We start from the raw sequence: 26,443 nt of genomic DNA, 5'->3' as shown, positions 1-26,443 counted from the left end.
TCGATGGTCGCCACGCTGCGCGTCATGCTGGATCAGCTGGTAGCGCCTTCCGAGCCTGAGTTGGTCGAGGCGTCGCGCGAGCTCGCGCGGGCGCTGGTGCTCGGAGCGCCGTCGGGCTGCGAGGTCGAGGCGATCGCTCCCGCCGGCGGGGTCGAAGGCGCGCTGGACTCGGTGCCGGGTCTGGCCGGCGTGCGCCGCACGGCCCTCCCGCGACGCGAGCTCGCGGCTGCGCTGCAGCTGGGCGTGGGCACGGGGATCGGCGGTGGCATGATCCATTCGCCGTCTCTGTTCGCGCCGCTCGTGCGCCACGATCGGGTGCACAACCACGATCAGGCCGTCGTCACGGTCTGGGACCTCCGGCCGTGGGAGTCGCCCTCGGAGCTGCCCCGAGCGGTGGTGGCCTGGCACAAGGCGATGCTGAAGCGCGCGGTGAAGCATGCGGACGCCCTGGTGGTGCCGACGCACTCGCTGGCAGCGCGACTGCTGGAGATCGCGCCGGGGCTGCGGGACCGGGTGCGCGTGATCGCCGGGGCGGCTCCGCTCGGGTTCGCCGTGCCGACGGATGAGGTCGGACGCCGTCGGGCGCTGGGCGTGCCGGAAGGCTATGTGCTGCTCGCGGGTGGTCCGCTGGGCTCGGAGGGAATAGATGCCGGACTCGCTGCGGTCGCGGCATCCGGTATCGATCTTCCTGTCGTCGTGATCGACGTCGAGGAGGGCCACGAGCCGGCGGTGGCGGACCTCGCTTCTGCGGCGGGGCTTCCGGAGCGGGCGCTGCACGTGCGGGGGGTTCTGGACACCTCCGACCGGGCCGCGGTGTTCGGCGCGGCGGTCGCGTTCGTGGCGCCCTCGCGCAGAGCGGCGTTCCCGTGGCGCGTGGTCGATGCCCTGACCCTCGGCGTGCCCGTGATCGCGGCTTCGTCAGCGGTGCACGACGAGGTCGTGTTCGACGGGGGAGAGCTGGTTTCGGGAACGGATGCTGCGAGCCTCGCAGACGCGCTCGGCGCGGCGTTGGCGTCGGGACTCGGGTCGACCGCCGCCGCCGAGCGTCTCGGCGTGCTCGCGGGGGATCGCGGTCGCGCGTTCTCCTGGCGCGAGGCCGCCGACAAGGTGTGGATGCTGCACGCGGAGCTCTAGCGGAGCGGATTAACCGCGCGGATCGGCCTATTCCTTCGGCGAGGCTTCCCGGTACCATCTGACTCATGCGTCACACTGGTCACGTGGCTGCAGGTTACAGGGGGGAGCGTCGCGCGCCTGCGCGACGCCGGGTCGGTGTTTTCGCGATGGTGGTGAGTCTCGTCGCAGCATTGTTGCTGGCGCCGGGGGTTGCGTCGGCAGCTGGTCAGGCCGCGACCGGAACGCCGGGAGCGGGTGTCGCCGGAGACATCGTCAAGACGGCGGATCTTTCGCAGTTCCAGCCGGGGAACATCATCAGCGACGGCGTCTTCTTCGATAGCGGCACGATGACCGAGACGCAGATCCAGCAGTTCCTCGAGGCGAAGGTGCCGCAATGCCAGGCGGGCTACACCTGCTTGCGCGACTGGTACGACACCCCTCGAACCACCAGCGCCGACGCGATGTGCGGTGCCTACGCGGGTGGCGTGCGCGAGCGTGCGTCGACCATCATCCACAAAGTCGCTCGGGCGTGCGGCATCAACCCGCAGGTCATCCTCGTCACACTGCAGAAGGAGCAGGGCCTGGTCACTCACGTGTGGCCCAGCGAGTGGCGCTACACGATCGCGATGGGGCAAGGGTGCCCTGATACGGCGGCCTGCGACACGCGTTACTACGGATTCTTCAACCAGGTCTTCGGGGCGGCATGGCAGCTGAAGCGCTATGCCAATCCGCCCGGAACCAGCCAGTACTTCACGTGGTACGCCCCCGGCAAGACGTGGAACCTGCGCTATCACCCGAACGTTTCCTGCGGCTCTTCGCCCGTCTACGTCCAGAACCAGGCAACCGCGAATCTCTACTACTACACGCCGTATCAGCCGAACGCGGCCGCCCTGCGGGCAGGCTACGCCGAAGCGAACGATCCGTGCTCCTCGTACGGCAACCGGAACTTCTACAACTACTTCACGGACTGGTTCGGCTCGACTCAGGTGCGCGCCAACGTGTGTGCTCCGCCGGCGGAGTCCGCGATCACGGTGTCGGGCGGGTTGTTTGTTGTCAATGCCGACCAGGTGAATGCACGGATGGCGCCCACGACGGAGTGCGTCGACGGAGGCAGGCTCGTCTCCGCCGACACATTGGTGGTGCGCACGGGCACCTACTCGGGATGGGACCGGGTGACCTTCGACGGCGTTTCTTCGTGGATACGTGCCGACCTGCTCACGCCGCTTTCGGCCACTCCCGTTCCGACACTGTCGCTCGATGACACCCGCCACATCTTCGCCCTCACGTCAGCGGGTTCGGTGCTCGCGTATCCGTTCTCAAAGGTCGGCCAATGGGGTTCCGCGGTCACGGTGCTCTCAGGGCAGAACCTGAAGCAGATTGTGGCCGTCGGGGACCTCGACGCCGACGGCCATCGCGACCTGATCGGCGTCGACGGCCAGAATCGGGCACTGCTCTACCGTGGTGATGGGGCATCATTCTCGGGACCGATCACGCTCCCCGTCGATTGGTCCCGGATGCGCCTCGTCACCGGCGCGGGGGACTTCGACGGGGATGGGACGCCAGACGTCTTCACCGCCAACGCCGACGGTTCGCTCCAACTGTGGCGCGGAGATCGCAAGGGCTCATTCCGATCTCCGATCGTCGTGGGGAACGGCTGGGGGACGATGACCCTGCTTGCCGGGGGTGCGGACTTCTCGGGAGACGGTGCTCCGGACCTGCTCGCCCGCGACATGGCCGGACGACTGCACGTCTACGAGGGTGATGGGCGGGGGAGCTGGTCTACCTCCGCACCTATCGGTCAGGGCTGGGGGTCGATATCGGCGCTGCTGGCGCCGGGTGACTTCACCGGCGACGGGCGTGCCGACGTCCTTGCAAGGGACAGCGCGGGCGGACTGCATCTATACCCCGGAATGGGCGGCGGGGTCGGTTACCTGAGCCAGATCGGTGCGGGTTGGGGCGGGATGCTTTCAATCGTCGGTCCCGGTGCGGCCGTGGGTGCCCCCGCGCCCCGGGCCCAGGGTCCAGGAGCCGGTGACGTCAGCGGAGACGGCAACCCGGACGTGGTGGCGTTGGGCTCCAATGGTCTCCTCCTTTATCGGGGGAACGGTGCAGGCGGGTGGCTCTCGGCATCAGTAGCAGACGCGAGTTGGCCCTCGAGCGCAAGGATCGTCCCTCTCGGAGACTTCGACAACGACGCGGCGCGAGACCTCGGTCGCATCGGCGCCGACGGCACGTTCACCCTCATGGCGGGCAATGGAGACGGAACTTTCCGAGCGCCGGTCGCCATCGGAAACGGCTGGTCGGGCCTCGACACCGTGTTCGGTGGAATCGACTACGACGGTGATGGAAAGGTCGACGTCATCGCACGCGACGCGGGCGGCAGGCTGCTCCTCTACCGGGGGAACGGTGCCGGCGGATGGGCTTCGGGCGGCAGCGTGATCGGCTGGGGCTGGGAAGGATTCGACAGCATCGTCAACGCGGGCGACTTCGACGGCGATGGTCGGTCCGACATCCTCGCTCGCGTGCGGACCACCGGAGCGCTGGTCCTGTATCCGACGAACGGCAAGGGCGGATGGGGCGAGGCGCGCCAGATCGGCAACGGATGGGGCGCATTCACGTCCCTGTTCAGCCCGGGGGATTTCGACGGCGATGGCGAGCCCGACGTCCTGGTGAGGACCGCAGCCGGAGACGTTCTCCTCTATCGCGGCGACGGACGTGGCGGCTGGCGCGGGAGTGTCAAGATCGGCTGGGGTTGGGCCGGATTCTCCCAGCTGTATTGACCGGCGCCCGCGTTCGCGGGGGATTGCCGTACACGCACGTTATGATGGGGGCGCCCTTCGGGCATGTCCCCCAACGTGAGCTTGAGTTGAGCCTTGCCCGATAACACCCAGATCTTCGCCACCGTTCCGCGATCGAACTTCGATGTACCCGGACGCAGCAGCGGTCTCCTCGACGTCTTCCGCTGGCACTACCTGCTGCGGCTGCTGGTCCGGACGGGCGTCACAACCCGCTATCGGAACTCCGTCCTCGGATGGACGTGGTCATACGTGCGGCCGGCCGCCCAATTCCTCGTCTTCTTCGTGGTCCTCGGCGTCTTCCTTGCGCTGAACCACGGCATCCCGAACTACGCGATCTACCTGTTCTCGGGAATCGTGATCATCAACCTCTTCAGCGAGGCGTTCAAGAACGCGACGACATCGATCGTGAACAACGCGCCACTCGTGCGAAAGGTGTACCTGCCGCGTCAGCTGTTCGCGGTTTCCTCGGTCATCGTCGCCCTCGTGCACTTCCTGCCGCAGGTGGCGTTGCTCGTGATCGTGTGCCTGTTCTTCGGCTGGATCGTCAAGCTGTCCGTGCTCTCGATCCTCGCCATCTTGGCGGCGGTCGTCATCATCGTGCTCTTCGCGCTCGGCCTGGGGCTCTTCTTCGGCGCCGTGAACGTCCGCTACCGCGATGCGGAGAACATCGTCGAGCTGCTCCTGCTCCTCGCGACCTGGGCCTCTCCGGTGCTGTACTACTGGACGATGGTCCAGGACGTGCTGCCGGAGTGGCTGGTGACGCTGTACATGCTGAACCCGATCACGCAGGCCGTCGAACTCTTCCACTTCGCCTTCTGGTACCCGATCACCGAGACCACCCTGCCGTTGCCGCCCATGCTGGCGATCAACACACTCTGGACGACACTGATCACGATCGCCACCGTCGCCGTCGGGCACATCGTTTTCCGGCGCCTCGAGGGAAGGTTCGCGCAGGACCTATGAGCTCCATCACCGAACAGACTCGTCCGAGCGTCGTCGTCGACGGCGTTCACAAGACCTTCACGCTCAACCATGCGTTCTCGCTGAAAGACACCCTGGTGTCCTGGGTTCGGGGGCGCAAGACGACCAGCACCTTCGAGGCGCTCCGGGGAATCGACATCGTCATCGACGAAGGGGAGTCGGTCGCGATCCTCGGCCTCAACGGCTCCGGCAAGTCCACGCTGCTGAAGCTCATCTCCGGCGTGATGCGTCCCGACGGCGGCGAGGTGCTCACCCGCGGGCGAGTCGCTGGCCTCATCGAGGTCGGCGCCGGTTTCCACCCCGAGCTGTCCGGCCGAGAGAACGTTTTCCTGAATGCGGCCATCCTGGGGATGAATCGCAAGGAGATCGAGGCGCGCTACGACCAGATCGTCGCGTTCAGCGAGATCGAGGAGTTCATCGATCAAGAGGTCAAGCACTACTCCTCAGGCATGTTCATGCGGCTCGCGTTCTCGGTCGCGATCCACGTGGAACTCGATGTGTTGCTCGTGGATGAGATTCTCTCCGTCGGTGACGCCCCGTTCCGCGAGAAGTGCCGTGAGAAGTTCCAGGAACTGATCGCTGCGGACAAGACTCTCGTCGTCGTCAGCCACGACATGGAAATGGTTCGCGAACTCTGCACCCGCGCGATCGTGATCGACAAGGGTCTGGTGGTCTACGACGGTGGAGTCGAGGGCGCCATCGCGATCGTCGAGGGCTGAGCCCTGAGCTGGTGGGAGGCCGCGGGGGCCGTTGCCGCCGCCGCTCTGTGGCTCTTCGGCCCCGGCCTGGCGATCGGGCTGGCGGCACGTCTGCAAGGGCTCGCGCTCTGGGCGATGGCGCCGGCGTTGTCGACGGCGGTGCTCGCCGTTCTGGCCATCGTCTTCGGGCTGACGGGTCTGCCGTGGCAGCCGCTGTCGGCGGGCATCGGCGCCGTTGTGGTCGCTGCGGCCGTCTGGGCACTGAGCCTCGTCGTGCGGCCGGGGTCCGCCCCGACGGGCGCGCCGCGGGGAGCCCCTTGGCTCGTACCCGCCGGTGTCGCCGTCGGCGCCGTGCTCACCGCACTGCGCCTCGCGCTCTACATCGGCGACCCCGACAACCCTTCGCAGACGAACGATGCGGTGTTCCACCTGAACGCGCTCCGGTACATCGCTGACACGGGGTCCGCCTCGTCGCTGGATCTGACCGGAATGCTCGGCGCGGCGACCATCTACCCCGCGGCCTGGCACGCACCCGCCTCGCTCGTGTTCATGATGGGCACCGACATCGTGGTCGCCGCGAACGCCATGAGCCTCGTGATCGGCGGAGCGGTGTGGACCCTCGGCGTGGCGTGGTTGACGCTGGTGGCTACCCGGGGCGACCGGCTCGCCGCGGCGGCCGCTGCGGCGCTCGCCGCCGCCGCCGCCGCGTTCCCCCTGCTGATGATCCAGTGGGGCGTGCTATACCCGTCGCTGCTGGCCATCGCGATCCTCCCGGCAGCGCTCGCAAGCATCCTCGAACTGCCGCAGCGGTGGTCGTCGACGCGCTGGCGGGGAGTGATCTGGGGTGCAGGTCTCGCGGGCGTGGCGGCCCTCGGCGTCGCGCTGGCGCAGCCGTCGATCCTCGTGATCTGGGGCATCGCCGGGACGAGTTTCGGTGTCTGGCTTGTTGTTTCGGCGTGGCGGACCGCTCCCGCTCGCACCCGCATCTGGCTCGCGGCGACGGCACTCGGCCAGGTCGCCGTGCTCGTGTGTCTGTGGTGGCTGCTCGGGCGGTTCGTCACGTCCGAGTGGCCGCCATCGAGAGGCAAGCTCGAGGCGGTGCTGGACGTGTTGTCCAACAGCCTGGTCGGATTCCCACGTGAGTGGGCTCTGAGCGCGCTGATGCTCGTCGGCCTCATAGCCAGCGTGAGAGTCGCGCATCTACGATGGCTTGCCACTTCGTGGGCCGTGGTCGCCGCGCTTTACTTCGTCGCGGTGGCGGTCGGGAATGCGACGGTCCGCGCTTTCCTGCTGGCCCCGTTCTACGGCGACCCCTATCGTGTGGCTGCGGCGCTCCCGGTCGTCGTGATACCGCTCGCGGGAATCGGAGCCGCGGCCCTGGCGGGTCTCGTCGGCGGTCTGATCCAGCGTCGGCGCGACCTCCCACACGCCCCGGCTGTAACGGTCGGTGCAGCGACGCTCGCGGCACTCGCCGTCGCCGGACTGATTTCCATCGCGGTCTCGCCCATCATCCAATGGCGCGATGTCTGGACGGGCGCAGTGGATCGCGTGACGTGGTACACGATGGCCGACGACAGCTACCTCACGCCCGATGAACGGGCGCTGCTGGGTCGGCTGAACGCGGTCGTCGCACCGGGTGACGTCATCGTCGGGAATCCATCGACCGGAATGGCCTTCGGGTTCGCGATCGGCGATCACGCGGTTTATCCCTTGACCTGGCAACCGCCTCAGACGGCAGCGTACGATGTCCTCGCGTCCAGCCTCAACGAGGTCGCCACCGATCCTGCGGTGTGCCCGGCAGTGGAGTCGATCGGAGCACGGTACGTACTCGATTTCGGGCCGGGCGAGACCGAGTATGGTCGCTACATCCTTCCCGGGTTCACGGATATCGCCGCGCGTGGCGGCTTCGAGCTCGTCGATCGACAGGGTGACGCCGTCCTCTGGCGGATCACCGCCTGCGGCTGATCAGCCCTGTCCGCCCGTCGGACCGTCAGGGGAGTGTCGGGTCGGCTCAGCCCGAGACTCGCTCTCACGTGCCTCAAGAAGTGCGATCCGTCGCGCGAGCTGGGTGATGCGTCGGTTCTGTTCGACGTTCGCCCGGTACTGCGTGGCGATGAAGACCAGTACGACGACAACGAGCGCGTACAGGAGCAGGTCGGTACCGCGCCCGACGCCGATCAGTGTCGCCACCCAGGTGAGCCACTGGGGGAACAGGACCGAGAGGACGGCGGCGACGACGAAACCGAGCAGAAGCAGCCGACGGATCGCGAGGTGGCTGTCGCTGCCCGGATTGCGGATCACGAGGAAGCCGATCACGAGGATCGCCGCGATGAGGAGGATCTGGATGAGCATCAGCGGACCACCAGATCGACGAGGATGTTGATCGAGTTCAGCACGCTCTGCCCCTTCGCCTTCGAGTAGTCGGTGTAGAGCAACTCGACCGGATACTCCTGCCAGGCGAGCCCCGTGTTGCCGAGTTGCAGCACGATTTCGGTCGCGTGCGCCATGCGGTCCTGTTTGAGATGCACTCGCTCGGCGGCGTCGCGGCGGATCACGCGCAGGCCGTTGTGCGCGTCCGTCAGACGCAGTCCCGTCGACTTGTTCGTCACCCATACCGCGGTCTTCAGGATGACACGCTTGATCAGGCCCGGATTCGTACGGTCGTCGAGGAACCGTGAGCCGAAGACGATCGACAGATCCGCCTCCCGTGCACGCCGGACCATCCCCACTGCGTCGTCCACCCGATGCTGGCCGTCCGCGTCGAACGTGACCAGATACCGGGCGCTCGGGTGCTCCAGTGCGTACTCGATGCCCGTCTGAAGCGCGGCGCCCTGACCGAGGTTCACCGGATGACGCACGACCCGCGCGCCGGCCGCCTCAGCGATGGCGGCAGACCCGTCCGAGGAACCGTCATCGACACAGACGACGTTGGGAAACGACGGCAGAAGCCCGGCGATCACGTCGCCGATGACGGTCGCTTCGTTGTAGAGGGGAATGACGACCCAGCTCTCGGCGTCGGGCACAGGTGCGCCACTCGGGGACTCGGCGGTCATCCAACCATTGTTACAGAGCACGGTAGACTTGACGGCGCGTTGCGATGACCGATGCCGCGACGCGAGGAGCCCCCAAACGTGAGTGAGCCTTTCGCCGTGCGTGTCACGGAAACCGCCGACGTGTCCGCCGACTCGGAGATCGGCGACGGATCCTCCATCTGGCACCTCGCCCAGGTGCGCGAGGGCGTGAAGATGGGCCGCAACTGCATCGTGGGCCGCGGCGCGTACATCGGCACCGGCGTCCAGATGGGCGACAACTGCAAGGTGCAGAACTACGCTCTCGTCTACGAGCCCGCGAAGCTGGCCGACGGCGTGTTCATCGGACCGGCCGTCGTCCTGACCAACGACACGTACCCCCGCGCGATCAACGCCGACGGCACACTGAAGGATGCCCACGATTGGGTTCCGGTCGGAGTGACCATCGAACGCGGCGCGTCCGTCGGGGCGCGCGCCACGTGTGTCGCGCCGGTCACGATCGGCGAATGGGCGACCGTCGCCGCGGGAGCGGTCGTCGTCAAGGATGTTCCCGCGTTCGCACTCGTCGCCGGCGTGCCCGCCCGCCGAATCGGCTGGGTCGGCCGTTCCGGACACCCGCTGATCGAGCGGGACGGTCTGTGGCGTTGCCCTGTTTCGGATGACCTCTACGAAGAGGTCGACGGTCTGTTGAGAGAGGTCACCAAGTGACACCGGATTTCATTCCTCCTGCCAAGCCGATCATCGGTGACGACGAGAGGGCGGCCGTCGACCGCGTCCTGCGCAGCGGGATGGTCGCACAGGGGCCTGAGGTCGCGGCGTTCGAGAGCGAGTTCGCTGCGCACTTCGTCGAGGGTCGCGAGACGGTTGCGGTGAACTCCGGAACGTCGGGTCTGCACCTCGGGCTGCTGGCGGCCGGCGTCGGACCGGGCGACGAAGTCATCGTGCCCTCCTTCACCTTCGCCGCCACGGGCAACTCGGTCGCCCTCACCGGCGCGACGCCGGTATTCGTGGACATCGAGCCCGAGACGTTCACGCTGGACCCCGCGGCGGTGGAAGCGGCGATCTCGTCCCGCACGCGCGGCATCCTTCCCGTTCACCTCTACGGACACCCCGCGCGGCTCAGGGAACTCTCGGCCCTGGTGGAGAAGCACGGCGTGGCGCTGTACGAAGACGCCGCGCAGGCGCACGGCTCCTCCCTCGACGGGCGTCCCGTCGGAACGTGGGGGGAGTTCGCGATGTTCTCGCTGTACCCGACGAAGAACATGACGTCGGGCGAAGGGGGCATGGTCACGCTCGCCGACGCGGCGACCGCCCGCAGGGTGCGTCTGCTGCGCAACCAGGGGATGGAGAAGCAGTACGAGAACGAACTCGTGGGCTTCAACGCGCGCATGACCGACCTGCATGCGGCCATCGGTCGGGTCCAGCTCACGAAGGTCGACGGCTGGACTGCGCGCCGTCAGGCGAACGCCGCGTTCCTCGACCAGCACCTCCGCGGGGTCGGGGTGCCTTCGGTCGCTGCCGGTGCCGTGCACGTCTATCACCAGTACACGATCCGGGTGCCGGAGGAGCGCGACGGGTTCGTCACCGCGCTCAGGGACGAGCACCAGGTCGGCAGCGGCGTGTACTACCCGATCCCGAATCACCGCCTGCGGTCGCTCGCACACTTCGCGCCGGGCGTCGACTTGCCGGAGACCGAGCGCGCCGCACGCGAGGTCGTCTCTCTGCCCGTGCATCCGTCGTTGTCGCAGAACGACCTCGAGCGCATCGTGGCCGCCGTGAACGCCGTCGCGGGAGCGGGCGCCTGATGGCCGACACCCTCCGCGCCGGACTGCTCGGCGTCGGGATGATGGGCAGGCACCACGCGCGCATCCTGCGCGAGGTGGACGGCGTCGACCTCGTCGCGATCGCCGACCCGGGCGGCGATCCGCACAGCGTCGGCGGGTCTCTTGCGGTGCTGCCCGACATCGATGCGCTCATCGAGGTGGGCCTTGACATCGCCGTCGTCGCCGTGCCGACCCGGTTCCACCACGAGGCGGCGCTCAAGCTCGCCGAGGCGGGCGTGCACACGCTCGTCGAGAAGCCGATCGCGCACACCGTCGACGCGGGCCGAGAGATGACGGACGCCTTCACGTCGCGCGGCCTGGTCGGGGCGGTCGGTCACGTCGAGCGTTTCAACCCCTCACTCCAGGAGCTCCGCCGTCGCCTCGCGAACGGCGACGTCGGCGAGGTTTACCAGATCGCCACGCGCCGTCAGAGCACCTTCCCCAGCCGTATCGCAGATGTCGGCGTCGGCAAGGACCTCGCATCGCACGACATCGATCTCACCGCCTGGGTGGCGCAGAGCGACTACCGCAGTGTCTTCGCGCAGACGAACTTCAAGAGCGGACGCGAGCACGAGGACATGATCGCGGTCACGGGCCGCCTCGCGAACGACATCATCGTGAGCCACCTCGTCAACTGGTTGAGCCCGATGAAGGAGCGCGTGACGGTCGTGACGGGCGACCGCGGCACCTACATCGCCGACACGGCGACGGGGGACCTCACGTTCTTCGCCAACGGCACGATACCGCTTGAGTGGGACTCGGTCTCGTCATTCCGGGGTGTCTCGGAGGGCGATGTGACCCGCTTCTCCTTCGCCAAGCGTGAGCCGCTGCGTGTCGAGCACGAGGCATTCCGTGACGCCGTCCTGGGGCTGCCGAGTGATGTCGTCACGATGGAGCAGGGACTGCACACGCTCGAGGTCATCGAGGGAGCGCTCGAGTCGGCGCGGACGGGATTGTCGGTCACCTTCTGATGTCGATTCTCCAGACCCGGAGCGCCGCATGAAAGGTGTCTGGGTAATCCTCCGGCTCCTCCTCCCGCTCCTGCCGGCCGGTGCGCGTCGCTACTTCCTCGGCTACATGATCTGGACGAGCGCACTCACGGTGCTCGACGTCATAGCCGTGTCGATGCTGGCGATCGTCATCGGCCCCGCGATCACAGGCGGCACGCTGAGCATCCCGCTGATCGGGGAGGTCACCGCCGAGCAGGCTCCGCTGTTCGCCCTACTCGCGTGCGTGCTCATCATCGTGAAGTCGGCGCTGTCGCTCCTGCTCCACTGGCACGCGACGCGACGCTTCGCGAAGTACGAGCTCGCGATCGGCGATCGCATGTTCAAGGCGTACATCAACTCGAGCTGGGAGCAGCGCTCCAAACGCACGGTTGCTGAGATCACGCGGATCGCCGACTCGGGCATCGCGAACACGATGGCGGGCTTCCTGCTCCCGCTTATGCGCGTGCCCGCCTCGATCTGCACGTTCGTCGTCGTGCTCACGGTGCTGCTCGTCGTCGATCCGATGATCTCGATCATCACGCTCGTCTATCTCACACTCATCGCCCTGGTCGTGCACAACCTCGTCACCAAACGTGCCCTCGAGGCCGCCACGGTGAACCTCGAGTTCAGCTACCGCGTGGCGATCCTGATGACCGAGATGATGGAGGCGCTCAAAGAGCTCAGCCTCCGCAACCGCCTCGGCGACGTCGCTGATCTCGTGACGGCCAATCGGCAGCGCTCCGTGCGCGCTCGCGCGAACGGGTCGATCCTCGGGCTCATCCCCGGGTTCGTCTTCGAAGCGGCGCTGATCGGCGGCATCATCCTGATCGGCGGCTTCTCTTACCTCCAGGGAGGGTTCACCTCGGCCCTCACATCGGTCGCGCTGTTTGCGACCGCGGGCTTCCGGCTCATCCCCGCGATCAACGGCATCCAGGGCGGCATCGTGCAGGCGATCGCGTCCATCCCGTCCGCGAGCGACGTCGTGGACGATCTCATCGCGGCCGAGAAGGACATGGAGACCTCGACGACGCCCGCCGACACGGCGGTTCTCGTCGAACGCCCGGAGCGACTCGCGCTGACCGATGTGCGCTTCCGCTATCCCAAAGCGGAGGAAGACGTCATCCGGGGCATGTTCCTGGACATCCCTCTGGGCAGCTCGGTCGGGATCGTAGGACCTTCGGGAGCGGGCAAGTCGACGCTCATCGACCTCCTCCTCGGGCTCAGCGTGCCCTCGTCGGGCGAGATCCTCATCGACGGACATCCGCTCAACGCCGTTCTGCGCCAGTGGCGCGGCCGTGTCGGTTACGTGCCGCAGCGCGTCGCGCTGTTCGACGGCACCATCGCGCAGAACGTCGCCCTCACGTGGGGCGACGAGGTGGACCGCGAGCGCGTCGTGCACGCGCTGGAACGTGCGCAGTTGAGCACGCTCGTCGCGTCGCGCACGGGCGGCATCGACGAGCGGATCGGCGAGCGTGGCGTGTCGCTGTCGGGCGGTCAGCAGCAACGGCTCGGTATCGCGCGCGCCCTCTACACCGACCCCCTCGTGCTCGTGCTCGACGAGGCCACGAGCTCGCTCGACACCAAGACCGAGGACGAAGTCACGAGGTCGATCCGCGCGCTGCAGGGTGAGGTCACCCTCATCTCGGTGGCGCACCGACTCTCTACGGTCAAGGACTACGACCGCATCTGCTATGTGGATGAGGGGCGGATCGTCGCGCAGGGAACATTCCGCGAGGTGGCATCGCAGCTTCCGTCGTTTGCGGAGCAGGTACTGCTGGCGGGCCTCGGTCGCGAAATCGATCTCTAGGTCGCTCGTCAGGTCGCGGACAGCGACCGCAGACCCGCGTAGAGCGTGCGAAACGGCGACTGACGGTGCAGAGCGAGAAGCGGGTTGCGCGGAAGCATGGCGGCGACCGTGCGATAGTTCCACCGCGCATCGATGAAGTGCAGGATTGCAACGGGGTCGGGCTGCTCCCTCTCGAGCTCGTCGATGACGCTGCGGTCGGCGCGAGCGAGCAGGCTGGTCACACCCGGTGCCGAAGCCTCGAGGCGCGCGAGCACCGCGAGAAGATCGGCGCGATGCGCGGCGATCCCTTCGGGCACTCTCGTCCGGGCGAGCACGGCGTCGAAGAAGTGCACCCGGAGGATCTTCACCGCGAGCGCACGTCGATCCGCTCGCCCGAGTCGCCCGTACCAAGGGTGAGCCTCGATCGCATCGAGGAAGGCGAAATCGTCGTGGACGGGGCGGGGCGCCGACGTGACGCGGTCGGTCGCGTCGTCGTTGACGAGATACGCGGGCCCCGTCCTGTCGTAGGCGACGTCGCGACCCGTGAACCACAGGGTCGCCGAGTACGCGAGGTCCTCGCCCGATGCCAGCCCTTCAGTGAAGCGGAGGTCGGGGAATCGCTCGCGCGACACCAGACCGAGCGGCGCGCTCCGATACGCCAGCCGGTCCTTGCGGGCGCTGAGTCGGCGTGTGCGACGGCCGCGGCGCACCGGCGGATAGGGGTCGGCACCGCGGGCACCGAGGAGGACCCGCGCGATTATCGTCGACGCTCCCGTCGCGCGCTGCAGCGCGAGCCACGAATCGAGGGCCCCCGGCGCGAGCTCGTCGTCGGAGCCCATGACCGAGACGAACGGCGCGTCCGATAAGTCCAGCCCGTGATTCATCGGACCCGCGGGAGAGTGGACGCCGTCGGCGAGCGAGAGGAGCCGGACGGACGGATGCTGCGCGTAAGATCCGAGGTTCGCTCGGATGACCTCGGGATCGATGTTGTGGGCGACCACGTTGACGCGCACATCCGCGGTCGTGTGATCGACGATCGACGCGACGGCGCGGGCGATGGGGCGGGATGCCGAGTGCACGGCGATCGTCACGTCGACGTCGGGGCGGGTCATGGATCGAGCCTACCGAGCGCGGAGGGCACCGCCGGGCGCCCGACGCGGCCGACCCATCAGGCGCGAGGCCGGATCCAGTCGTCGAGCAGGACACGCGCGCTGAACGGACCGGAATGGACGGCCTGCACGAACGCCGGGCCGGCTGCTGCGAGCTCGCGTGCTGCTACGGGGTCCGCGAGCAGTCCCGACACGACGTCGCCGAGGGTGTCCGGTGTCGCCTGGACGATCGGGAGCTCGAGGCCCGTCGCGCGCTCCACCTCGTCGCGGACGTCGGGGAGAACATGCCCGAGAACGATGCGGCCCGCTGCCATCGCCTCGCACGCGGCCACGCCATACGACCCGATGCGGAACTGGTCGATCACGATGTCGGCCGCGGCGAAGCGCGCCGGCATCTCGTCGGCCGTCGCGCCCGTGACAGTCTCATAGACGGCTCGGCCCGATTCGAGGAGGGGTGCCAGTGCCGGCGCGATGAGGTGGCTGCCCTTCTGGACGGGCGCGCTCGAGGCGTGGATGATGCGGGCCGGGCCGCCATCGAGCACGCGCGCGTCGGTCGCGAACGCCGCGACGTCGGTGACGACGGGGCACCAGATCGCGGTCGGCACGTCGAAGAGGAGGTCGGGGGTGGAGACGAACACAGGTCGGTCGAGTCGCCGCAGCAACTCGAGGTTTGCGCGCGCGTCCTCGCGCAAGACGTCCGTCCTGGGGTCTTCGGGGTACGGCGACCAGGGCGTTCGCGCCGCATGACGGTCGGGATCTCGCACGTCGGTGCCGTGGGCGAGGAAGGCGACCGATACCCCGGCTGACGCCAGTGCCTCGACCTCAGCCGCGACGCTGCGTGAGAAGCGTGTGCCGAAGAGGGGCCGCTCGGCCTCGACCAGCACGTGGGTGAACTGCGAGACCGCCTCCCACTGCGCTTCGCCCCACCGCGACGACGCGTTCACGACCGCGATCGCGACCGATGAGTCGGCGGGGAAGTCGAAGCCTCCGGGGAGCGAGACCGCCATATTGCGTGCCGCGAGACCCGCGTCGGCGGCCTCGAGCGCCCGCGCCCAGCGGTAGCCCTGCCCGGAGTAGTTCGTCGGACCTATGAAGACGCGGAGTCCACCCGTCGGGACTTCGGTCGGAGCTCCGTCGCCCCCGCCGAGCAGAACCGATGACAGCCGGCCGACGACGCCGTCGGGGTTGCGCGCTGCGGAGGCCATGAGTCTGTTCACCCATGCGGGCAGCGAGGACCGATGCCGCATGAGCCAGTCGACCGCGCGGGTGACGAGCCCGCTCACGGCATCCGCCTGCGCGTGGCGGCGGTGATCTCGTCCGCGACCCGCCCCGCGACCGCGGCCATCGAGTGCTCGCGGGCCGTCCACTCGGCCAGGGCCGCGCGGTCGGCCTCGGTCGGAGGGTGATCGATCAGCGCCCGCAGGGCGTCCGCGAGCTCGTCCGCGTCGTGCGACACAGCGGAGCCGGCCCGCACGTGCCGACTCGCCTCCGTGACGAACGGGCCCGTCGGACCGGGGCCGGCGAACACGACGGGGCAGCCGGCGGCCAGCGACGAGTACACCTTCGAGGTGAAGGCGTAGTCGTACCCTGTCCCCGGCCGCAGGGTCGCGATCGAGACCAGCGCGCCGCCGAGCACGCGCGAGAGATCCTCGGGGTCGACGGGTGCCGCGAACTCGACAACGGACTCGAGGCCGCGGTCGCGCGCGCGAACGGCGAGCGTTTCTTGCTCACCGTTGCCGATGACGAGCAGGCGCACATCGACTCCCTTGTCCCGCAAGACCGCCAGGGCATCCACGACGACCTCCGCCCCGTGCCAGGTCGAATAGCTGCCGGCGTAGACGACCAGCGGCTGGATGTCGGCCGGGCGGTACGAGAAAGACGACGTGTCGGCCCCGAACCCCGTCACAGCGATCGGCCGCTCGATGCCGAGCGCGCGCACGCGGTCGACCACGCCCTGCGAGATCGTCACGAGTCGCGTCGCTCCACGCATAGCGAAGCGTTCCAGCCGGCGCAGCACGCGCGTGACAGCCGTCGACGAGGTCGCCATGCTCGCGGCATCCGACCAGATGTCGGCAGCGTCGTAGACGTACGGGATGCGGCGCAGAGCGCACACGATTCGCACGACGACGCCCGTCGTGGGAGGCGGCTCGACGAAGACGACATCGGGACGCCGCGCGAACAGCAGCCGGAAGAACAGTGGAAGATCGAAGCTCGCGTAGGGCAGATATCCGCGCACGTAGCCGTTGCGGTCCCGGACGACCGGGAAGGTCCGCACGCGCTCACGGGGCGCGTGCGGCTCGGACGAGTGCGGTGGCCGGGCCGTCAGGACGGTCACGTCGTCGCCGCGCTCCACGAGCGCATCCGCGACGCTGCCGAGGAAGAACGACGCGGCCGACGGCTCGGGCCGGTAGATGCGTGAGACGATCGCCACCCGCACGTCAGGCCTCGATGAAGTGCTTCATCAGCACATCGCGCGAGAAACGCCCGTCGTGGAGTCGTCGGACGAACTCGGGGCCGGACTGGGCGATCTCGCGATAGTGATCCCGGCGGGCCGCGATATCGCGAAGCCGCTCCTCGACGGTCGCGAGCGTCGTCTCGGGGATCGGAAGCGGCATCCCGGCATGCCTCTCGACCTCGTCGCGCACCTGATCGGTCACGTGCGCGAGCACGATCCGTCCCGACGCCATCGTCTCGCACGCGCCGACGCCGTAGTCGCCCGTGCGGAACTGGTCGAGGACGACATCGGCATCCGCGAACACCGCGGGCATCTCGTCGTTCGGGATGCCCTTGAGCTCCACGTACTCGATGACGCCCTCGTCGTGCAGACGTCGCACGATCGGCGCGAGGTCGGGTGTGCCCTTGAGGTTCGGGTTGGTCGGGGCGTGCACGACCTTGACACGCTCGCGCGCGAGCGCAGGGCGATCGCTCGCCCACTTGTCGGGATCGACCACAACCCCGAGGAAGTGCGCCTGCGGCACGTCGACGAGCAGCCCCGCCGTCGACACGAACGTCGGCACGCCGAGGTCGGCGATGAGGCGCAGATTCTCGGCGACGCTGGGTTCGAGCAGAGCCGCGGGCACCCAGATGTCGTTGTGGAAGTACGACCATTCGTCGCCCGCCATGTGCGTGGACGGCAGGCGGATGTCGGTGCCGTGGCCGACGACCGCGAGCTTCGCGCCCTGGGCCTGCATGAGCGCGGCCTGCTTGCGCACGTCGCCCGAGTGCAGCCCGCCGAGCACGGGGAAGCAAGCCTCGATCATGACGTGGGTGTACTCCGTGCCGATCGTGTCGAGCATCGCCTGCTGCCACGCACGGGAGTGCTCGGCGGTGCGCCACGTCACTCGGTAGTCGGCGTCGTATTGGAGCACGTTGTTCTCGGTGTGCACGTAGTTGCGCGCCGACACCTCGCCCGTCGACTCGAGCGCACGGGACCAGCGGTAACCCTGGCCGGCGTAGTTGACGGGGCCGACGAGCAGACGGTAAGGCTTCGTCAGGTCGGGATGCGGGGGCTCCGGCGGACGGACGCCGCGCACGCGGTCGACGTTCGACGCGATCGCGTCCTGCAGCGACTTGGGGATCAGTTTCCATGCGCGCTCAACGACGGGGTGCATGCTGCTCGCTTCCCTTGCGGCTCTCGCCGAGATCGATCCAGTGCTCGAGCAGGGCTCGTGCGGCCAGTCGGCCGTCGTGCACCGCGTGCACGAACGCGACGCCCGCGGACCGGAGTTCCGCCCCGTCGCTGCGCGCGAGGCTTCGCAGCACCTCCTCGATCGTGGCCGGCGTCGCCTCGACGATCGGCAGCTCGAGACCCGTGAGGGCCGTCACCCTCTCGCGGACGTGTTCGGCGACATGTCCGACGACGATGCATCCGGCCGCCATCGCCTCACACGCGGCGACGCCGTACGACCCGACCCGAAGCTGATCGATCACGACATCCGCCTTCGTGAAGACCTCCGGCATCTGCCCCGACGGCCGACCCTGTACGAGATCGAGCTCGATCACGCCCTCGGCGGCCAGCAATTCGAGCACGGGCAGGACGAGCGAGGTGCCCTTGACCGGTCCGACGGAGGGGGCGTGCGCGACGCGGAGTGGGCCGACCCGCCCCGGCCGCTCGCTCTGCCAGCGCGCAGGGTCGACGACCACGGGGCACCAGTGGGCATCGGGCAGGTCGTCGAGCAGATCAGGCGTCGACACGAAGACGGGTCTACCGCTGGTCGTGACCAGCTCGATGTTGCGCGACGCAAGGGTCTCGGCCCGCGGCGCATAGATCGAGGGGTCGTTGTAGTGCGACCATTCATGGCGCTCGACGTGGCGCGACGGCAGACGCACGTCCGTACCGTGGGCGAGGTAGGCGACGTCGACGCCGCCTTCGGCCAGGGCCCGTGCCTGCGTGCCGACCGACCGTCCGAAGAGACGGCCGAACGGCGGCTCCTCGGCTTCGATGAGCACGTGAGTCGCGCCGAGCGCCGCTTCGAACTCCCGACGCTGCCAATCACCGTCGTTGTGGTAGGTCCCGACCGGAACGACGACGTCAGCCGGGAAGTCGAACCCGCCGGGCACCTCCACCGCGAGATTGCGTGCGCTGATCGACGCGTCGGCCGCCTCGAGCGCGCGCGCCCACTCTCGTCCCTGACCGGAGTAGTTGACCGGGGCGATGAGGACGCGTCGCGGCGCGTCCTCGAATGACGTGGCGGGCACCGAGCCGATCGCCGCGGGACGCCCGAGCCGCTTCGCGGCGACGCGGCCGATCAACGAGTCTGGCGCGTCGGCGATGGCGTCGATGGCGGTGTTGATCCAGCGCGGGATTGAGTTCCTGTTCACAGCGTCGGGTGGGTCCCCATCGGCGCGCGAGTCATGGCATCCAGTCTATGAGCACGAGCACGCGCGACGGCTCGACGCGTGCCCCGTATCATGGCAGTCGGTCGCAGAGCGGGTATCGCGGCCGTCTGCGGCTCCGCCGCCGAGTCGCAGGGATCGATCGAAGGGTGTCGCACGCTGATGGGCCGTGATTCGCAGGCGGAGAGACCGACGCTGCTCATCCTGTCGTTCTCGGCGATCGCCGGCGACGCACGTGTGCTCAAGCAGGTCGAGGCCTTCCGCGGCGACTACGCCGTGACGACGGTCGGGTATGGCCCGACTCCGGACGGCGTCGCAGAGCACATCCGCATTCCCGACGACGTGCTGCACAACGTCCTCGACGACCGGTACATCACGCGACGCGCGTACCGTCGCGCGTATTGGACGCTCTGGTCGGTGGACTGGGTGCGCAAGAACGTGCCGAGGCGGCGATGGGACGTCGTCCTCGCCAACGATGTCGAGGCCGTGCCGATCGCGCTGCGCCTCCGGCCGAGAAAGGGCGTGCACGCCGACCTCCACGAGTACTCGCCGCTGCTCCACGAGGACTGGGAGGGGTGGCGCGAGCGCATCACCCCGTACGTCGAATGGGTGTGCCGGCGTTACCTGCCGAAGGCGTCGTCGTGGACGACCGTGAGCAAGGGACTCGCCCGCGAGTACGAGAAGAACTTCGGCATCCGGGCTGAGCTCGTCACGAACGCGGCGCCGTATCGCGAGGGCGAGCCGACTCCCGTTCACCACCCCGTCCGGCTCGTGCACTCAGGCGCCGCGATGGGTGACCGCCGGCTCGAGAGCCTCATCGCGGGCGTCGCCGGAGCGTCGATTCCTGTCACGCTCGATCTGTATCTCACCCTCAATCAGCCCGCCTACGTCGAACAGCTGCGCGAGCAGGCCGGGGCTACGAACGGGCGCGTGCGCGTGCTCGATCCGGTGCCCTATTCACAGTTGATCGAGACCCTTCGCGACTACGACATCGGCGTCCATCTGCTCGCGCCCACCAACTTCAACAACACCTGGGCGCTGCCCAACAAGCTGTTCGACTACGTGCAGGCGCGGCTCGGTGTGATCGTCGGCCCGACGGCCGAGATGGCCGAGTACGTCGAGCGCCACGGCCTCGGTGCCGTCGCCGACGGGTTCGAGCCCGACGACCTTGCACGCCTGCTCGACGCGACGACGACGCCCGACGTCGAGCGGTGGAAGGATGCCTCGGCCCGCTCCGCACGCGAACTGTCGGCCGAGTCGCAGGTCGAGATCTGGAAGACCGCGATCGCAAAGCTCGCTCCGCCCGCGGTCTGAGTCAGGCCCGATCGGCCTCGCGCACGACCGCGGCCGGCGCCTGAAGCGCGGCGCGCATTGCCGCACGGCTCGCCGACGCCGAGGCGTGAGTCCTCGCCCATTCCCATCCGCGATCGGCCTGCGCCGCGAGCGCCTGCGGGTGTTCGAGCAGTCCGGCGACGGCGTCGTGCAGCGAATCGACGTCCGCGACGACCCACGCTCCGCGCGACTCCACGCCGAGGTCGGGCTCGTCGTCTGCGGAGGCGCTCGTCACGACGACGCATCGCCGGGCCATCGCTTCGACACCGAAGACGCCGGGCACCGACGAGTAGAACTCGTTGAGCGCGATGTGCGCCTCGTCGAGCGCGGCGAGCACCTCGCTGTGCGGCACACCGATGAGTTCGCGATATTCGACGTGCGGATGAGCGGCGGTGATCCGTGCCATCGCGGCGCGCACGGCATCCGTCCCCTTCAGCACGGGGCTGGACGGCGCGTGCACGATGACGATCGTCGAGAGGTCGTCGAACGTGGCGGACCGGGGAGCGAACTGCTCGTCGGGATGGAAGTAGAGGAACGGATGCGTCGGCGACCGCAGGTACGACAGCTGATCGTTCCTCGCGTTGAAGATGACTTCGGCGTGGCGATCCGCGACGTCCGCGCGCAGACGCCGCGACTCGTCGTAAGCGTCGGTCGCGAAGAGGGGGTCGACCTCGAGCAGCCGTGTGCCGAGATTCGGCCGCCCCGTGCGCGCCGCGAGCTCGGCCATGAGCTTGGGCGAGCGGATGTCGTTACCGGTGAAGTAGCACACGAGTCGCCGGCGGTGCCGGCGGAGGAACGTGAACTCGAAGTCGCGCTCGTCGTGATGGCCTTCGAGGAACGCGCCGCCGCCGACGTAGATGAAGCCACGCGCGCGGTTCGCGAGCCATGCGAGCAGGATCGGCCCGCCGTACAGGCGCCGCCAGGTCGCCCAGCGCCCGCCCAGCGCGGTGCTCGTCGTCTGGATCACCGCGTCGTACGGCACGTCGTAGAACCGGTTTCGCGCGTGGATCGCCGTGTACGAGCGGGGGAGCGCCGACGCGATGTTCGTCGCCATGAGCGCGATGTCCTCAGGACCGACGACCCAGTCGATGCGGCGCGCGAAGAGCGCGAACGGCTTCAGCATCCAGTACATCACCCGCAGGATCAGCTTTTGACGCGAGAAGACCGTCGTGTCGCTCATGACGTGCGGCGAGGGATGCAGAACTTGACGTAGAAGCTCTTCGGGACGCGGTCCAGCTTCCACATGAGCCAGAAGAACGGGCGGAGCAGCTCGAACCGGCGCTTGTACGTCGGATAGTCGGTGTACATCTTCTTCGGCATCGTCATGACGCGCTCGAACTCGGCGTCGTCGAAGCCCATGCGCTTCTTGACGAGCGCGATGAGCTCGGGATCGCCGACCCGTGGCTCGATGAACTGGCCTGCGGCCACGGTGCGGTCCATCTGGCCCGAGCGCACCAGAGCCGACAGCTCGATCTGGCGGAAGTTGATTCCGAACCGTGTCGGCAGGAAGTGCGTGTGGTAGAACGCCGTGAAGCGGTTCTCAAGGTGATGGCCGCCGTACCACTGCCATCCGAATTCGTCGTGCAGGAACGTCTTGGCCGCTTCCTTGTTGTAGTCGATCCAGTACAGCGGTCGTGCGCGCTGTATGCGGCTGAACGCCGACCACTTGACGAAGTTGGCGAAGTCGAGGTTCGGGTACGTCTTCATGGGCACGCGGCCGAACTGCTCATGGACGCCTTTGACGTACCCGCCGTCCATGTAGAGCCAGCCCATGGGCGACACGCCCTCCGTGCGGAACGAGTGGCCCTCGACGATGTGCCGGATCCCGTGCTTCTCGGCCGCGCGGTAAAGCACGCCCATGAATCCGATGTCGGTCGGCGCCTCGATGTCCTTCACGCCGGCCAGCATGAAAGAGCGGTAGATGTCGTCGTACTCGACGTTGTCGACGACGTAGGTCTCGAGGTCGACGCCCAGCTTCTCAAGCACGGCGAAGATGTTCGATGTCGCGGTGGGGGAGTTCCAGGTGTTGTCGAAATGCACTGCGAGCGGGCGTACGCCCTTCGAGACGAGCAGGTGCGCGAGGTACGACGAGTCGGTGCCGCCCGACACTCCCATGATGCAGTCGTACTTCTTGCCCTTGCCCGCGGCCTTCAGCTCGGCGACGAAGCGATCGAGCGCTTCCTCGCTCTCGGGGCCGATCGGGTACTGCTGATCGAGCGAGTCGTGCAGGTGGCAGTAGTAGCACACGCCGTCGGGGTCGAAGTCGGCGCCCGGGACGTCGGCCGTGATGATGCAGCGTGCGCAGATGTCGGCCGTCGCGAGGAAGTCTGCGGCAGCGGCGAGGTCGACATCGTGCGCGACGCCCACCGAGGCCGCCATGTCGCCGCGGCCGGCGAACAGGTGGGCGAACAGCGCGTCGATCCGATCGCGCGTCGGGTAGTTGATGAGCACGCTGTCGCGACCCGCCTGCATGACGAATGCGGTGCCCGCCGCAACGGCGGAAGCGCCGGAGTGCTCGATGGGTGCTACGAGGTCTTCGCGCGTCCCCGCGCCGCCGTGTCCGATGACGGGCACCGACACGGTCTCGGCGACGCGTCGTACGAGCTCGAGGTCGATGCCTTCGCGCGAGCCCTCGCGGTCGATCGACGTGACCAGGATCTCGCCTACGCCGACATCCTCGGCGCGGCTCAGCCACTCGTCGAGGCCGAGGCCGGTATCCCGCTTGCCGCCCTCGACGAACACGCGATAGCCCGTACTCGTCAGGCGCACATCCACCGCACCGACGACGGCCTGCGACCCGAGGGTGGCGACCATCGCCCGCACGGCTTCGGGGTCTTCGACGAGGACGGTGTTGACGACGACCTTCTCGATGCCCGTCGCGATGATCTGCTCCGCCTGCGCGGCATCCGTCACGCCGCCGCCGTAGGCGAGGGGGATGAACGCCTCCGAGACGAGGCGCTCGAGCAGCGAGATCGGAGCAGCCTCGCGCGAGCGCGCGCCGCCGATGTCGAGGAGCATCAGCTCGTCGACCTCGAGGTCGTTGAAGATGCTGATGACGTTCACGGGGTCGCCGACATAACGGGGGTCGCCGAACTGCCGCGTCTTGACGAGCCGTTCGCCGTCGAGGAGGAGCACCGGGATGATGCGGGGGTAGACGTGCATCAGTGGCTCGATCCAGCGAAGTCGCGGAGGATGGCCAGGCCGTAGCGGTGGCTCTTCTCAGGGTGGAACTGGATGCCGAGAACGTTGTCACGCTCGACGGACGAGGCGTACCGGCGGCCGTAGTCGGTCCACGTGAGCACGTCGTCGGCCTCGTCGGCGTCCACGGCGTAGGAGTGTACGAAGTAGAAGCGGCCGCCGTCGCTCAACGCGGGTGCGAGGCGCGACGGCTTGGCTGCGACAGCGCTGCTCCAGCCCATGTGGGGAACGAGCAGGCGATGGCCGTCGATCGTCGCGGGGAATCGGGTCGCCTTGCCGGCGATCAGGCCGAGCCCGGGTAGCGCGCCCTCGTCGCTGCCGTCCAGGAGCAGCTGCATGCCGAGGCACACGCCGGCGAGAGGCGTGCCCGCCTTGGCGGCGGCCGTGATCGCCTCCGCGAGCCCGGTCTCGGAGAGCCGCCCGACGGCACGGTCGAAGGCGCCGACGCCGGGCAGGATGATGCGCTCGGCCACCGCGACGGCGTCGGGGTCGCCCGTGATGTCGGCGGTACGACCGACCTTTGCGAGCGCGTTGCGCAGCGAGCCGAGATTGCCGACGCCGTAGTCGACGATCGTCACGTCCGCGCGCGTCATGCCGTCTCGCGGGTGCTCGTCGCCACGCTCTCACGCAGGGCACGTGCGACGACGTCGAGGTCGTCGTCGGTCAGCTGCGGGTAGAGGGGGAGCGTCAAGGCCTGGTGGTGGGCATGCGTCGTCTCGGGCAGAGCCGAGTCCGGTATGCCGAATCGCTCGCGGAAGTAGGGCTGCAGGTGCATTCCGTACGTCCCGAGCGTCGTCTCGACGTCGCGGTCGCGCATCGCCCGGATGACCGCATCCCGATCGATGTCATCGTCGAGAAGCACGACGTAGGACTGGTACGTGTGCTCGACGCCATCGGGTGCTGACGGCGTGTGCACGCCGGGGATGTCGGCGAGACGCGCCGTGAGCGACGCGGCCGCACGGCGGCGGCCGTCGAGGATCGCGGCCAGCTTCTGCACCTGGGCGAGCCCGATGGCGGCGTGCACGTCGCTCAGCCGGTAGTTGAATCCGGCATCCACGAACTCCATGAACAGCTCGCCCCGCACGGCGCCGTGAGCACGCAGCACCGCGATGCGCTCCGCGAGGGCATCGTCATCCGTCGTGATCATGCCGCCCTCAGCGGTCGTGATGATCTTGCGCGGGTGGAACGAGAAGACGCCGGCGGTGCCGAGCGAGCCGGCGGCTCGGCCGCGATAGACGCCGCCCAGGGCGCAGGCTGCGTCCTCGAGGACGGGAAGCCCATGGCGTCGCGCGATCTCGTTGATCGGGTCCATGTCGGCGCACAGACCGAAGGCGTGCACCGGCATGATCGCGCGCGTGCGCTCGGTGATCGCGACCTCGAGGTGCGTGGGGTCGAGGTTGAACGTGTCACGACGGATGTCGACGAAAACGGGGATCGCGCCCTGCTGCACGACGGCGTTGGCGGTCGCGGGGAAGCTGAATCCGGGGATGACGACTTCGTCGCCGGGGCGGACTCCGAGCCCCACGAGCGCGAGATGGAGTCCCGTGGTGGCAGAGCTCACCGCCTGCGCATGACGGGCGCCTGTTACGGCCGCGATCTCGGCCTCGAACTGTCGCGTACGAGCACCCTGCGTGAGGTAGCCCGACTCCAGCACCTCGGCGACGGCGGCGAGCTCGGCTGCGTCGAGTACGGGGACGTTGAGCCTCATCGCAGGACCGACAGGTACCAGTCGACGGTCCGCTGCAGCGCGTCGTCCGTGAGCGACGGCGTCTCGTGGCCGAGGATGCCCTTGAGCTTCGAGACATCGGCGAGATGGCGCCGCACGTCTCCCGGGCGCTCCTCCGAGTGGAAGGTCGGGTGGTCGGGGCGACCCATGATGCCGAGAATGCGTCGGACGAGCTCGTTGACAGACGTCTCGACGCCGGTCGCGACGTTCAGCACCTGTCCACGGCACTCCGGAGAGTCGTGGATCTGCGCGATCAGGTCGGCCGTGTCTCCCGCGTAGATGAAGTCGCGGGTCTGCTCGCCGTCGCCGTAGATCTCGATCGGCTCGCCCGCGAGCACGCGCCGCACGATGATCGGCACGATGCCGGCGTACGAGCCCGGATTCTGGCGCGGACCGATGTTGTTGAATGGGCGGATGACGGTGGCGTCGATGCCGAACGTCTGCACGTAGGACTCGATGATGTGGTCGGCAGCCGACTTGCTCGCGGCATAGGGGGTGATGGCGTCGTGGGGGTGGCCCTCGTCCATCGGGATGTAGCGGGCGGAGCCGTACGCCTCGGAGCTCGAGACATGGACGAGGCGCTCCACGAGGCCTCGACGGGCGATCTCGCAGAACGTCGTCGCGATGCCGACGTTGGTCTGCACGGTCCACGCGGGATACGTGAGCGATGTGGGCAACGGGATGACGGCGAGGTCGAAGACCGTGTCGACGTCGTACTGTGTGATGACGTCCTGCATCGCGGCGAGGTCCGCGGCGTCGAGTCGGATCACGTCGATGTCGGGCCGAGCGCGCAGGGCCGAGGACAGGTTTTCCATGCTGCCCAGGAAGAAGTTGTCGACCACGGTGATGCGGGACGGCTCGTCGGCGATGAGCCGGTCGACCAGGTGGCTGCCGATGAAGCCGGCTCCGCCGGTGACGAGCACCGATTTCGCGCGCACAGACATGCGTGATTCTCCCGATTCGGTGGGCGGCGGCAGTGAAGGCCGCAGGACCCACCCATCCTAGGCGACGGCTCCTGAGTGCCG

22 protein-coding genes are annotated in these 26,443 nt (G+C 68.3%); 10 read left to right on the top strand and 12 right to left on the bottom strand.

Translation table 11 applies throughout. The features are described 5' to 3' along the window. The first annotated feature begins 3 nt into the window (after window positions 1-3). From ACFC1K_RS08695 to ACFC1K_RS08675, 5 genes are all read left to right on the top strand, one after another. Complete coding sequence (locus tag ACFC1K_RS08695; RefSeq protein ID WP_375871306.1) at window positions 4-1,134, top strand: glycosyltransferase; 1,131 nt, start codon at window positions 4-6, stop codon at window positions 1,132-1,134. A gap of 146 nt (window positions 1,135-1,280) precedes the next feature. Next, on the top strand, window positions 1,281-3,893 hold the full coding sequence (locus ACFC1K_RS08690) for an FG-GAP repeat domain-containing protein (protein WP_375871305.1): 2,613 nt from the start codon (window positions 1,281-1,283) through the stop codon (window positions 3,891-3,893). Between the two features lie 93 nt (window positions 3,894-3,986). Next, window positions 3,987-4,874, top strand: a complete 888-nt coding sequence (locus tag ACFC1K_RS08685; RefSeq protein WP_375871304.1) for an ABC transporter permease — start codon at window positions 3,987-3,989, stop codon at window positions 4,872-4,874. Continuing rightward, window positions 4,871-5,611 carry an ABC transporter ATP-binding protein gene (locus ACFC1K_RS08680; RefSeq protein WP_375871303.1) on the top strand — a complete coding sequence of 247 codons (741 nt, stop codon included), beginning with the start codon at window positions 4,871-4,873 and terminating at the stop codon, window positions 5,609-5,611. Before ACFC1K_RS08685 ends, ACFC1K_RS08680 begins: the two co-directional genes overlap by 4 nt. A 3-nt stretch (window positions 5,612-5,614) precedes the next feature. Further along, window positions 5,615-7,555 carry a DUF6541 family protein gene (locus ACFC1K_RS08675; RefSeq protein WP_375871805.1) on the top strand — a complete coding sequence of 647 codons (1,941 nt, stop codon included), beginning with the start codon at window positions 5,615-5,617 and terminating at the stop codon, window positions 7,553-7,555. On the opposite strand, the gene ACFC1K_RS08670 is transcribed toward ACFC1K_RS08675, so the two are convergent. Together ACFC1K_RS08670 and ACFC1K_RS08665 are read right to left on the bottom strand one after the other, a co-directional pair. Beyond that, the gene (locus ACFC1K_RS08670) at window positions 7,556-7,942 is read right to left on the bottom strand and encodes a DUF2304 domain-containing protein (RefSeq protein ID WP_375871302.1); all 387 of its coding nucleotides are present in this window, start codon (window positions 7,940-7,942) and stop codon (window positions 7,556-7,558) included. Beyond that, window positions 7,942-8,643: a glycosyltransferase family 2 protein gene (locus ACFC1K_RS08665; RefSeq protein ID WP_375871301.1), complete on the bottom strand. Its 702-nt coding sequence runs from the start codon at window positions 8,641-8,643 to the stop codon at window positions 7,942-7,944. Before ACFC1K_RS08665 ends, ACFC1K_RS08670 begins: the two co-directional genes overlap by 1 nt. 51 nt (window positions 8,644-8,694) lie before the next feature. On the opposite strand from ACFC1K_RS08665, the gene ACFC1K_RS08660 reads away from it, so the two are divergent. Genes ACFC1K_RS08660 through ACFC1K_RS08645 form a run of 4 tightly spaced genes read left to right on the top strand, consistent with a single transcriptional unit; the run spans window position 8,695 to window position 13,238 of the window. Beyond that, window positions 8,695-9,327, top strand: a complete 633-nt coding sequence (locus ACFC1K_RS08660; protein WP_375871300.1) for an acyltransferase — start codon at window positions 8,695-8,697, stop codon at window positions 9,325-9,327. Continuing rightward, window positions 9,324-10,424, top strand: coding sequence for a DegT/DnrJ/EryC1/StrS family aminotransferase (locus ACFC1K_RS08655; protein ID WP_375871299.1), 1,101 nt, complete (start codon window positions 9,324-9,326; stop codon window positions 10,422-10,424). The genes ACFC1K_RS08660 and ACFC1K_RS08655 overlap by 4 nt, the downstream gene beginning before the upstream one ends. Next, on the top strand, window positions 10,424-11,413 hold the full coding sequence (locus tag ACFC1K_RS08650; RefSeq protein ID WP_375871298.1) for a Gfo/Idh/MocA family oxidoreductase: 990 nt from the start codon (window positions 10,424-10,426) through the stop codon (window positions 11,411-11,413). Before ACFC1K_RS08655 ends, ACFC1K_RS08650 begins: the two co-directional genes overlap by 1 nt. A 28-nt stretch (window positions 11,414-11,441) precedes the next feature. Continuing rightward, the gene (locus ACFC1K_RS08645; RefSeq protein WP_375871297.1) at window positions 11,442-13,238 is read left to right on the top strand and encodes an ABC transporter ATP-binding protein; all 1,797 of its coding nucleotides are present in this window, start codon (window positions 11,442-11,444) and stop codon (window positions 13,236-13,238) included. 8 nt (window positions 13,239-13,246) lie between these two features. Here the strand turns inward: ACFC1K_RS08645 and ACFC1K_RS08640 are convergent, their stop codons facing one another. Genes ACFC1K_RS08640 through ACFC1K_RS08620 form a run of 5 tightly spaced genes read right to left on the bottom strand, consistent with a single transcriptional unit; the run spans window position 13,247 to window position 19,147 of the window. Continuing rightward, window positions 13,247-14,329 (bottom strand): glycosyltransferase, encoded by a 1,083-nt coding sequence (locus tag ACFC1K_RS08640; RefSeq protein WP_375871296.1) that lies wholly within the window; start codon window positions 14,327-14,329, stop codon window positions 13,247-13,249. 56 nt (window positions 14,330-14,385) lie between these two features. Then, window positions 14,386-15,609 (bottom strand): hypothetical protein, encoded by a 1,224-nt coding sequence (locus ACFC1K_RS08635; protein ID WP_375871295.1) that lies wholly within the window; start codon window positions 15,607-15,609, stop codon window positions 14,386-14,388. Beyond that, window positions 15,606-16,757, bottom strand: a complete 1,152-nt coding sequence (locus tag ACFC1K_RS08630) for a glycosyltransferase family 4 protein (protein ID WP_375871294.1) — start codon at window positions 16,755-16,757, stop codon at window positions 15,606-15,608. The genes ACFC1K_RS08635 and ACFC1K_RS08630 overlap by 4 nt, the downstream gene beginning before the upstream one ends. Window positions 16,758-16,764: 7 nt before the next feature. Then, entirely contained in the window at window positions 16,765-17,937 is a 1,173-nt protein-coding gene (locus ACFC1K_RS08625) for a glycosyltransferase (protein ID WP_375871293.1), read from the bottom strand. Then, complete coding sequence (locus ACFC1K_RS08620; RefSeq protein WP_375871292.1) at window positions 17,921-19,147, bottom strand: hypothetical protein; 1,227 nt, start codon at window positions 19,145-19,147, stop codon at window positions 17,921-17,923. The genes ACFC1K_RS08625 and ACFC1K_RS08620 overlap by 17 nt, the downstream gene beginning before the upstream one ends. A gap of 177 nt (window positions 19,148-19,324) precedes the next feature. Between ACFC1K_RS08620 and ACFC1K_RS08615 the strand changes: the two genes are divergently transcribed. Further along, window positions 19,325-20,476 carry a glycosyltransferase gene (locus tag ACFC1K_RS08615; protein WP_375871291.1) on the top strand — a complete coding sequence of 384 codons (1,152 nt, stop codon included), beginning with the start codon at window positions 19,325-19,327 and terminating at the stop codon, window positions 20,474-20,476. Between the two features lies 1 nt (window position 20,477). Here ACFC1K_RS08615 and ACFC1K_RS08610 read toward each other — a convergent pair whose 3' ends face one another. From ACFC1K_RS08610 to ACFC1K_RS08590, 5 genes are read right to left on the bottom strand one after another with little or no spacing between them, the layout of a single operon-like run. Next, window positions 20,478-21,674 carry a glycosyltransferase gene (locus tag ACFC1K_RS08610; RefSeq protein WP_375871290.1) on the bottom strand — a complete coding sequence of 399 codons (1,197 nt, stop codon included), beginning with the start codon at window positions 21,672-21,674 and terminating at the stop codon, window positions 20,478-20,480. Beyond that, window positions 21,671-23,656 (bottom strand): HisA/HisF-related TIM barrel protein, encoded by a 1,986-nt coding sequence (locus ACFC1K_RS08605; RefSeq protein ID WP_375871289.1) that lies wholly within the window; start codon window positions 23,654-23,656, stop codon window positions 21,671-21,673. Before ACFC1K_RS08605 ends, ACFC1K_RS08610 begins: the two co-directional genes overlap by 4 nt. Then, window positions 23,656-24,285 (bottom strand): imidazole glycerol phosphate synthase subunit HisH, encoded by a 630-nt coding sequence (gene hisH, locus ACFC1K_RS08600; protein ID WP_375871288.1) that lies wholly within the window; start codon window positions 24,283-24,285, stop codon window positions 23,656-23,658. The genes ACFC1K_RS08605 and hisH overlap by 1 nt, the downstream gene beginning before the upstream one ends. After that, window positions 24,282-25,400, bottom strand: a complete 1,119-nt coding sequence (locus ACFC1K_RS08595) for a DegT/DnrJ/EryC1/StrS family aminotransferase (RefSeq protein ID WP_375871287.1) — start codon at window positions 25,398-25,400, stop codon at window positions 24,282-24,284. Before ACFC1K_RS08595 ends, hisH begins: the two co-directional genes overlap by 4 nt. After that, complete coding sequence (locus ACFC1K_RS08590) at window positions 25,397-26,362, bottom strand: dTDP-glucose 4,6-dehydratase (RefSeq protein ID WP_375871286.1); 966 nt, start codon at window positions 26,360-26,362, stop codon at window positions 25,397-25,399. The genes ACFC1K_RS08595 and ACFC1K_RS08590 overlap by 4 nt, the downstream gene beginning before the upstream one ends. Between the last annotated feature and the right edge of the window lie 81 nt (window positions 26,363-26,443).

The sequence above is a fragment of the Microbacterium sp. NPDC056057 genome (assembly GCF_042266945.1).
GTDB classification, from domain to species: domain Bacteria; phylum Actinomycetota; class Actinomycetes; order Actinomycetales; family Microbacteriaceae; genus Microbacterium; species Microbacterium trichothecenolyticum_C.
Note: the sequence above shows the minus strand (reverse complement) of the source record. Positions and strands in the feature narration are given on the sequence as shown.

Coding starts and splice junctions, on each gene's coding strand:
- ACFC1K_RS08695 (WP_375871306.1), top strand. CDS start 4: ATGGTCGCCACGCTGCGCGTCATGCTGGATCAGCTGGTAGCGCCTTCC.
- ACFC1K_RS08690 (WP_375871305.1), top strand. CDS start 1,281: ATGGTGGTGAGTCTCGTCGCAGCATTGTTGCTGGCGCCGGGGGTTGCG.
- ACFC1K_RS08680 (WP_375871303.1), top strand. CDS start 4,871: ATGAGCTCCATCACCGAACAGACTCGTCCGAGCGTCGTCGTCGACGGC.
- ACFC1K_RS08670 (WP_375871302.1), bottom strand. CDS start 7,942: ATGCTCATCCAGATCCTCCTCATCGCGGCGATCCTCGTGATCGGCTTC.
- ACFC1K_RS08665 (WP_375871301.1), bottom strand. CDS start 8,643: ATGACCGCCGAGTCCCCGAGTGGCGCACCTGTGCCCGACGCCGAGAGC.
- ACFC1K_RS08660 (WP_375871300.1), top strand. CDS start 8,695: ATGCCGCGACGCGAGGAGCCCCCAAACGTGAGTGAGCCTTTCGCCGTG.
- ACFC1K_RS08650 (WP_375871298.1), top strand. CDS start 10,424: ATGGCCGACACCCTCCGCGCCGGACTGCTCGGCGTCGGGATGATGGGC.
- ACFC1K_RS08645 (WP_375871297.1), top strand. CDS start 11,442: ATGAAAGGTGTCTGGGTAATCCTCCGGCTCCTCCTCCCGCTCCTGCCG.
- ACFC1K_RS08640 (WP_375871296.1), bottom strand. CDS start 14,329: ATGACCCGCCCCGACGTCGACGTGACGATCGCCGTGCACTCGGCATCC.
- ACFC1K_RS08625 (WP_375871293.1), bottom strand. CDS start 17,937: ATGCACCCCGTCGTTGAGCGCGCATGGAAACTGATCCCCAAGTCGCTG.
- ACFC1K_RS08615 (WP_375871291.1), top strand. CDS start 19,325: ATGGGCCGTGATTCGCAGGCGGAGAGACCGACGCTGCTCATCCTGTCG.
- ACFC1K_RS08610 (WP_375871290.1), bottom strand. CDS start 21,674: ATGAGCGACACGACGGTCTTCTCGCGTCAAAAGCTGATCCTGCGGGTG.
- ACFC1K_RS08605 (WP_375871289.1), bottom strand. CDS start 23,656: ATGCACGTCTACCCCCGCATCATCCCGGTGCTCCTCCTCGACGGCGAA.
- hisH (WP_375871288.1), bottom strand. CDS start 24,285: ATGACGCGCGCGGACGTGACGATCGTCGACTACGGCGTCGGCAATCTC.
- ACFC1K_RS08595 (WP_375871287.1), bottom strand. CDS start 25,400: ATGAGGCTCAACGTCCCCGTACTCGACGCAGCCGAGCTCGCCGCCGTC.
- ACFC1K_RS08590 (WP_375871286.1), bottom strand. CDS start 26,362: ATGTCTGTGCGCGCGAAATCGGTGCTCGTCACCGGCGGAGCCGGCTTC.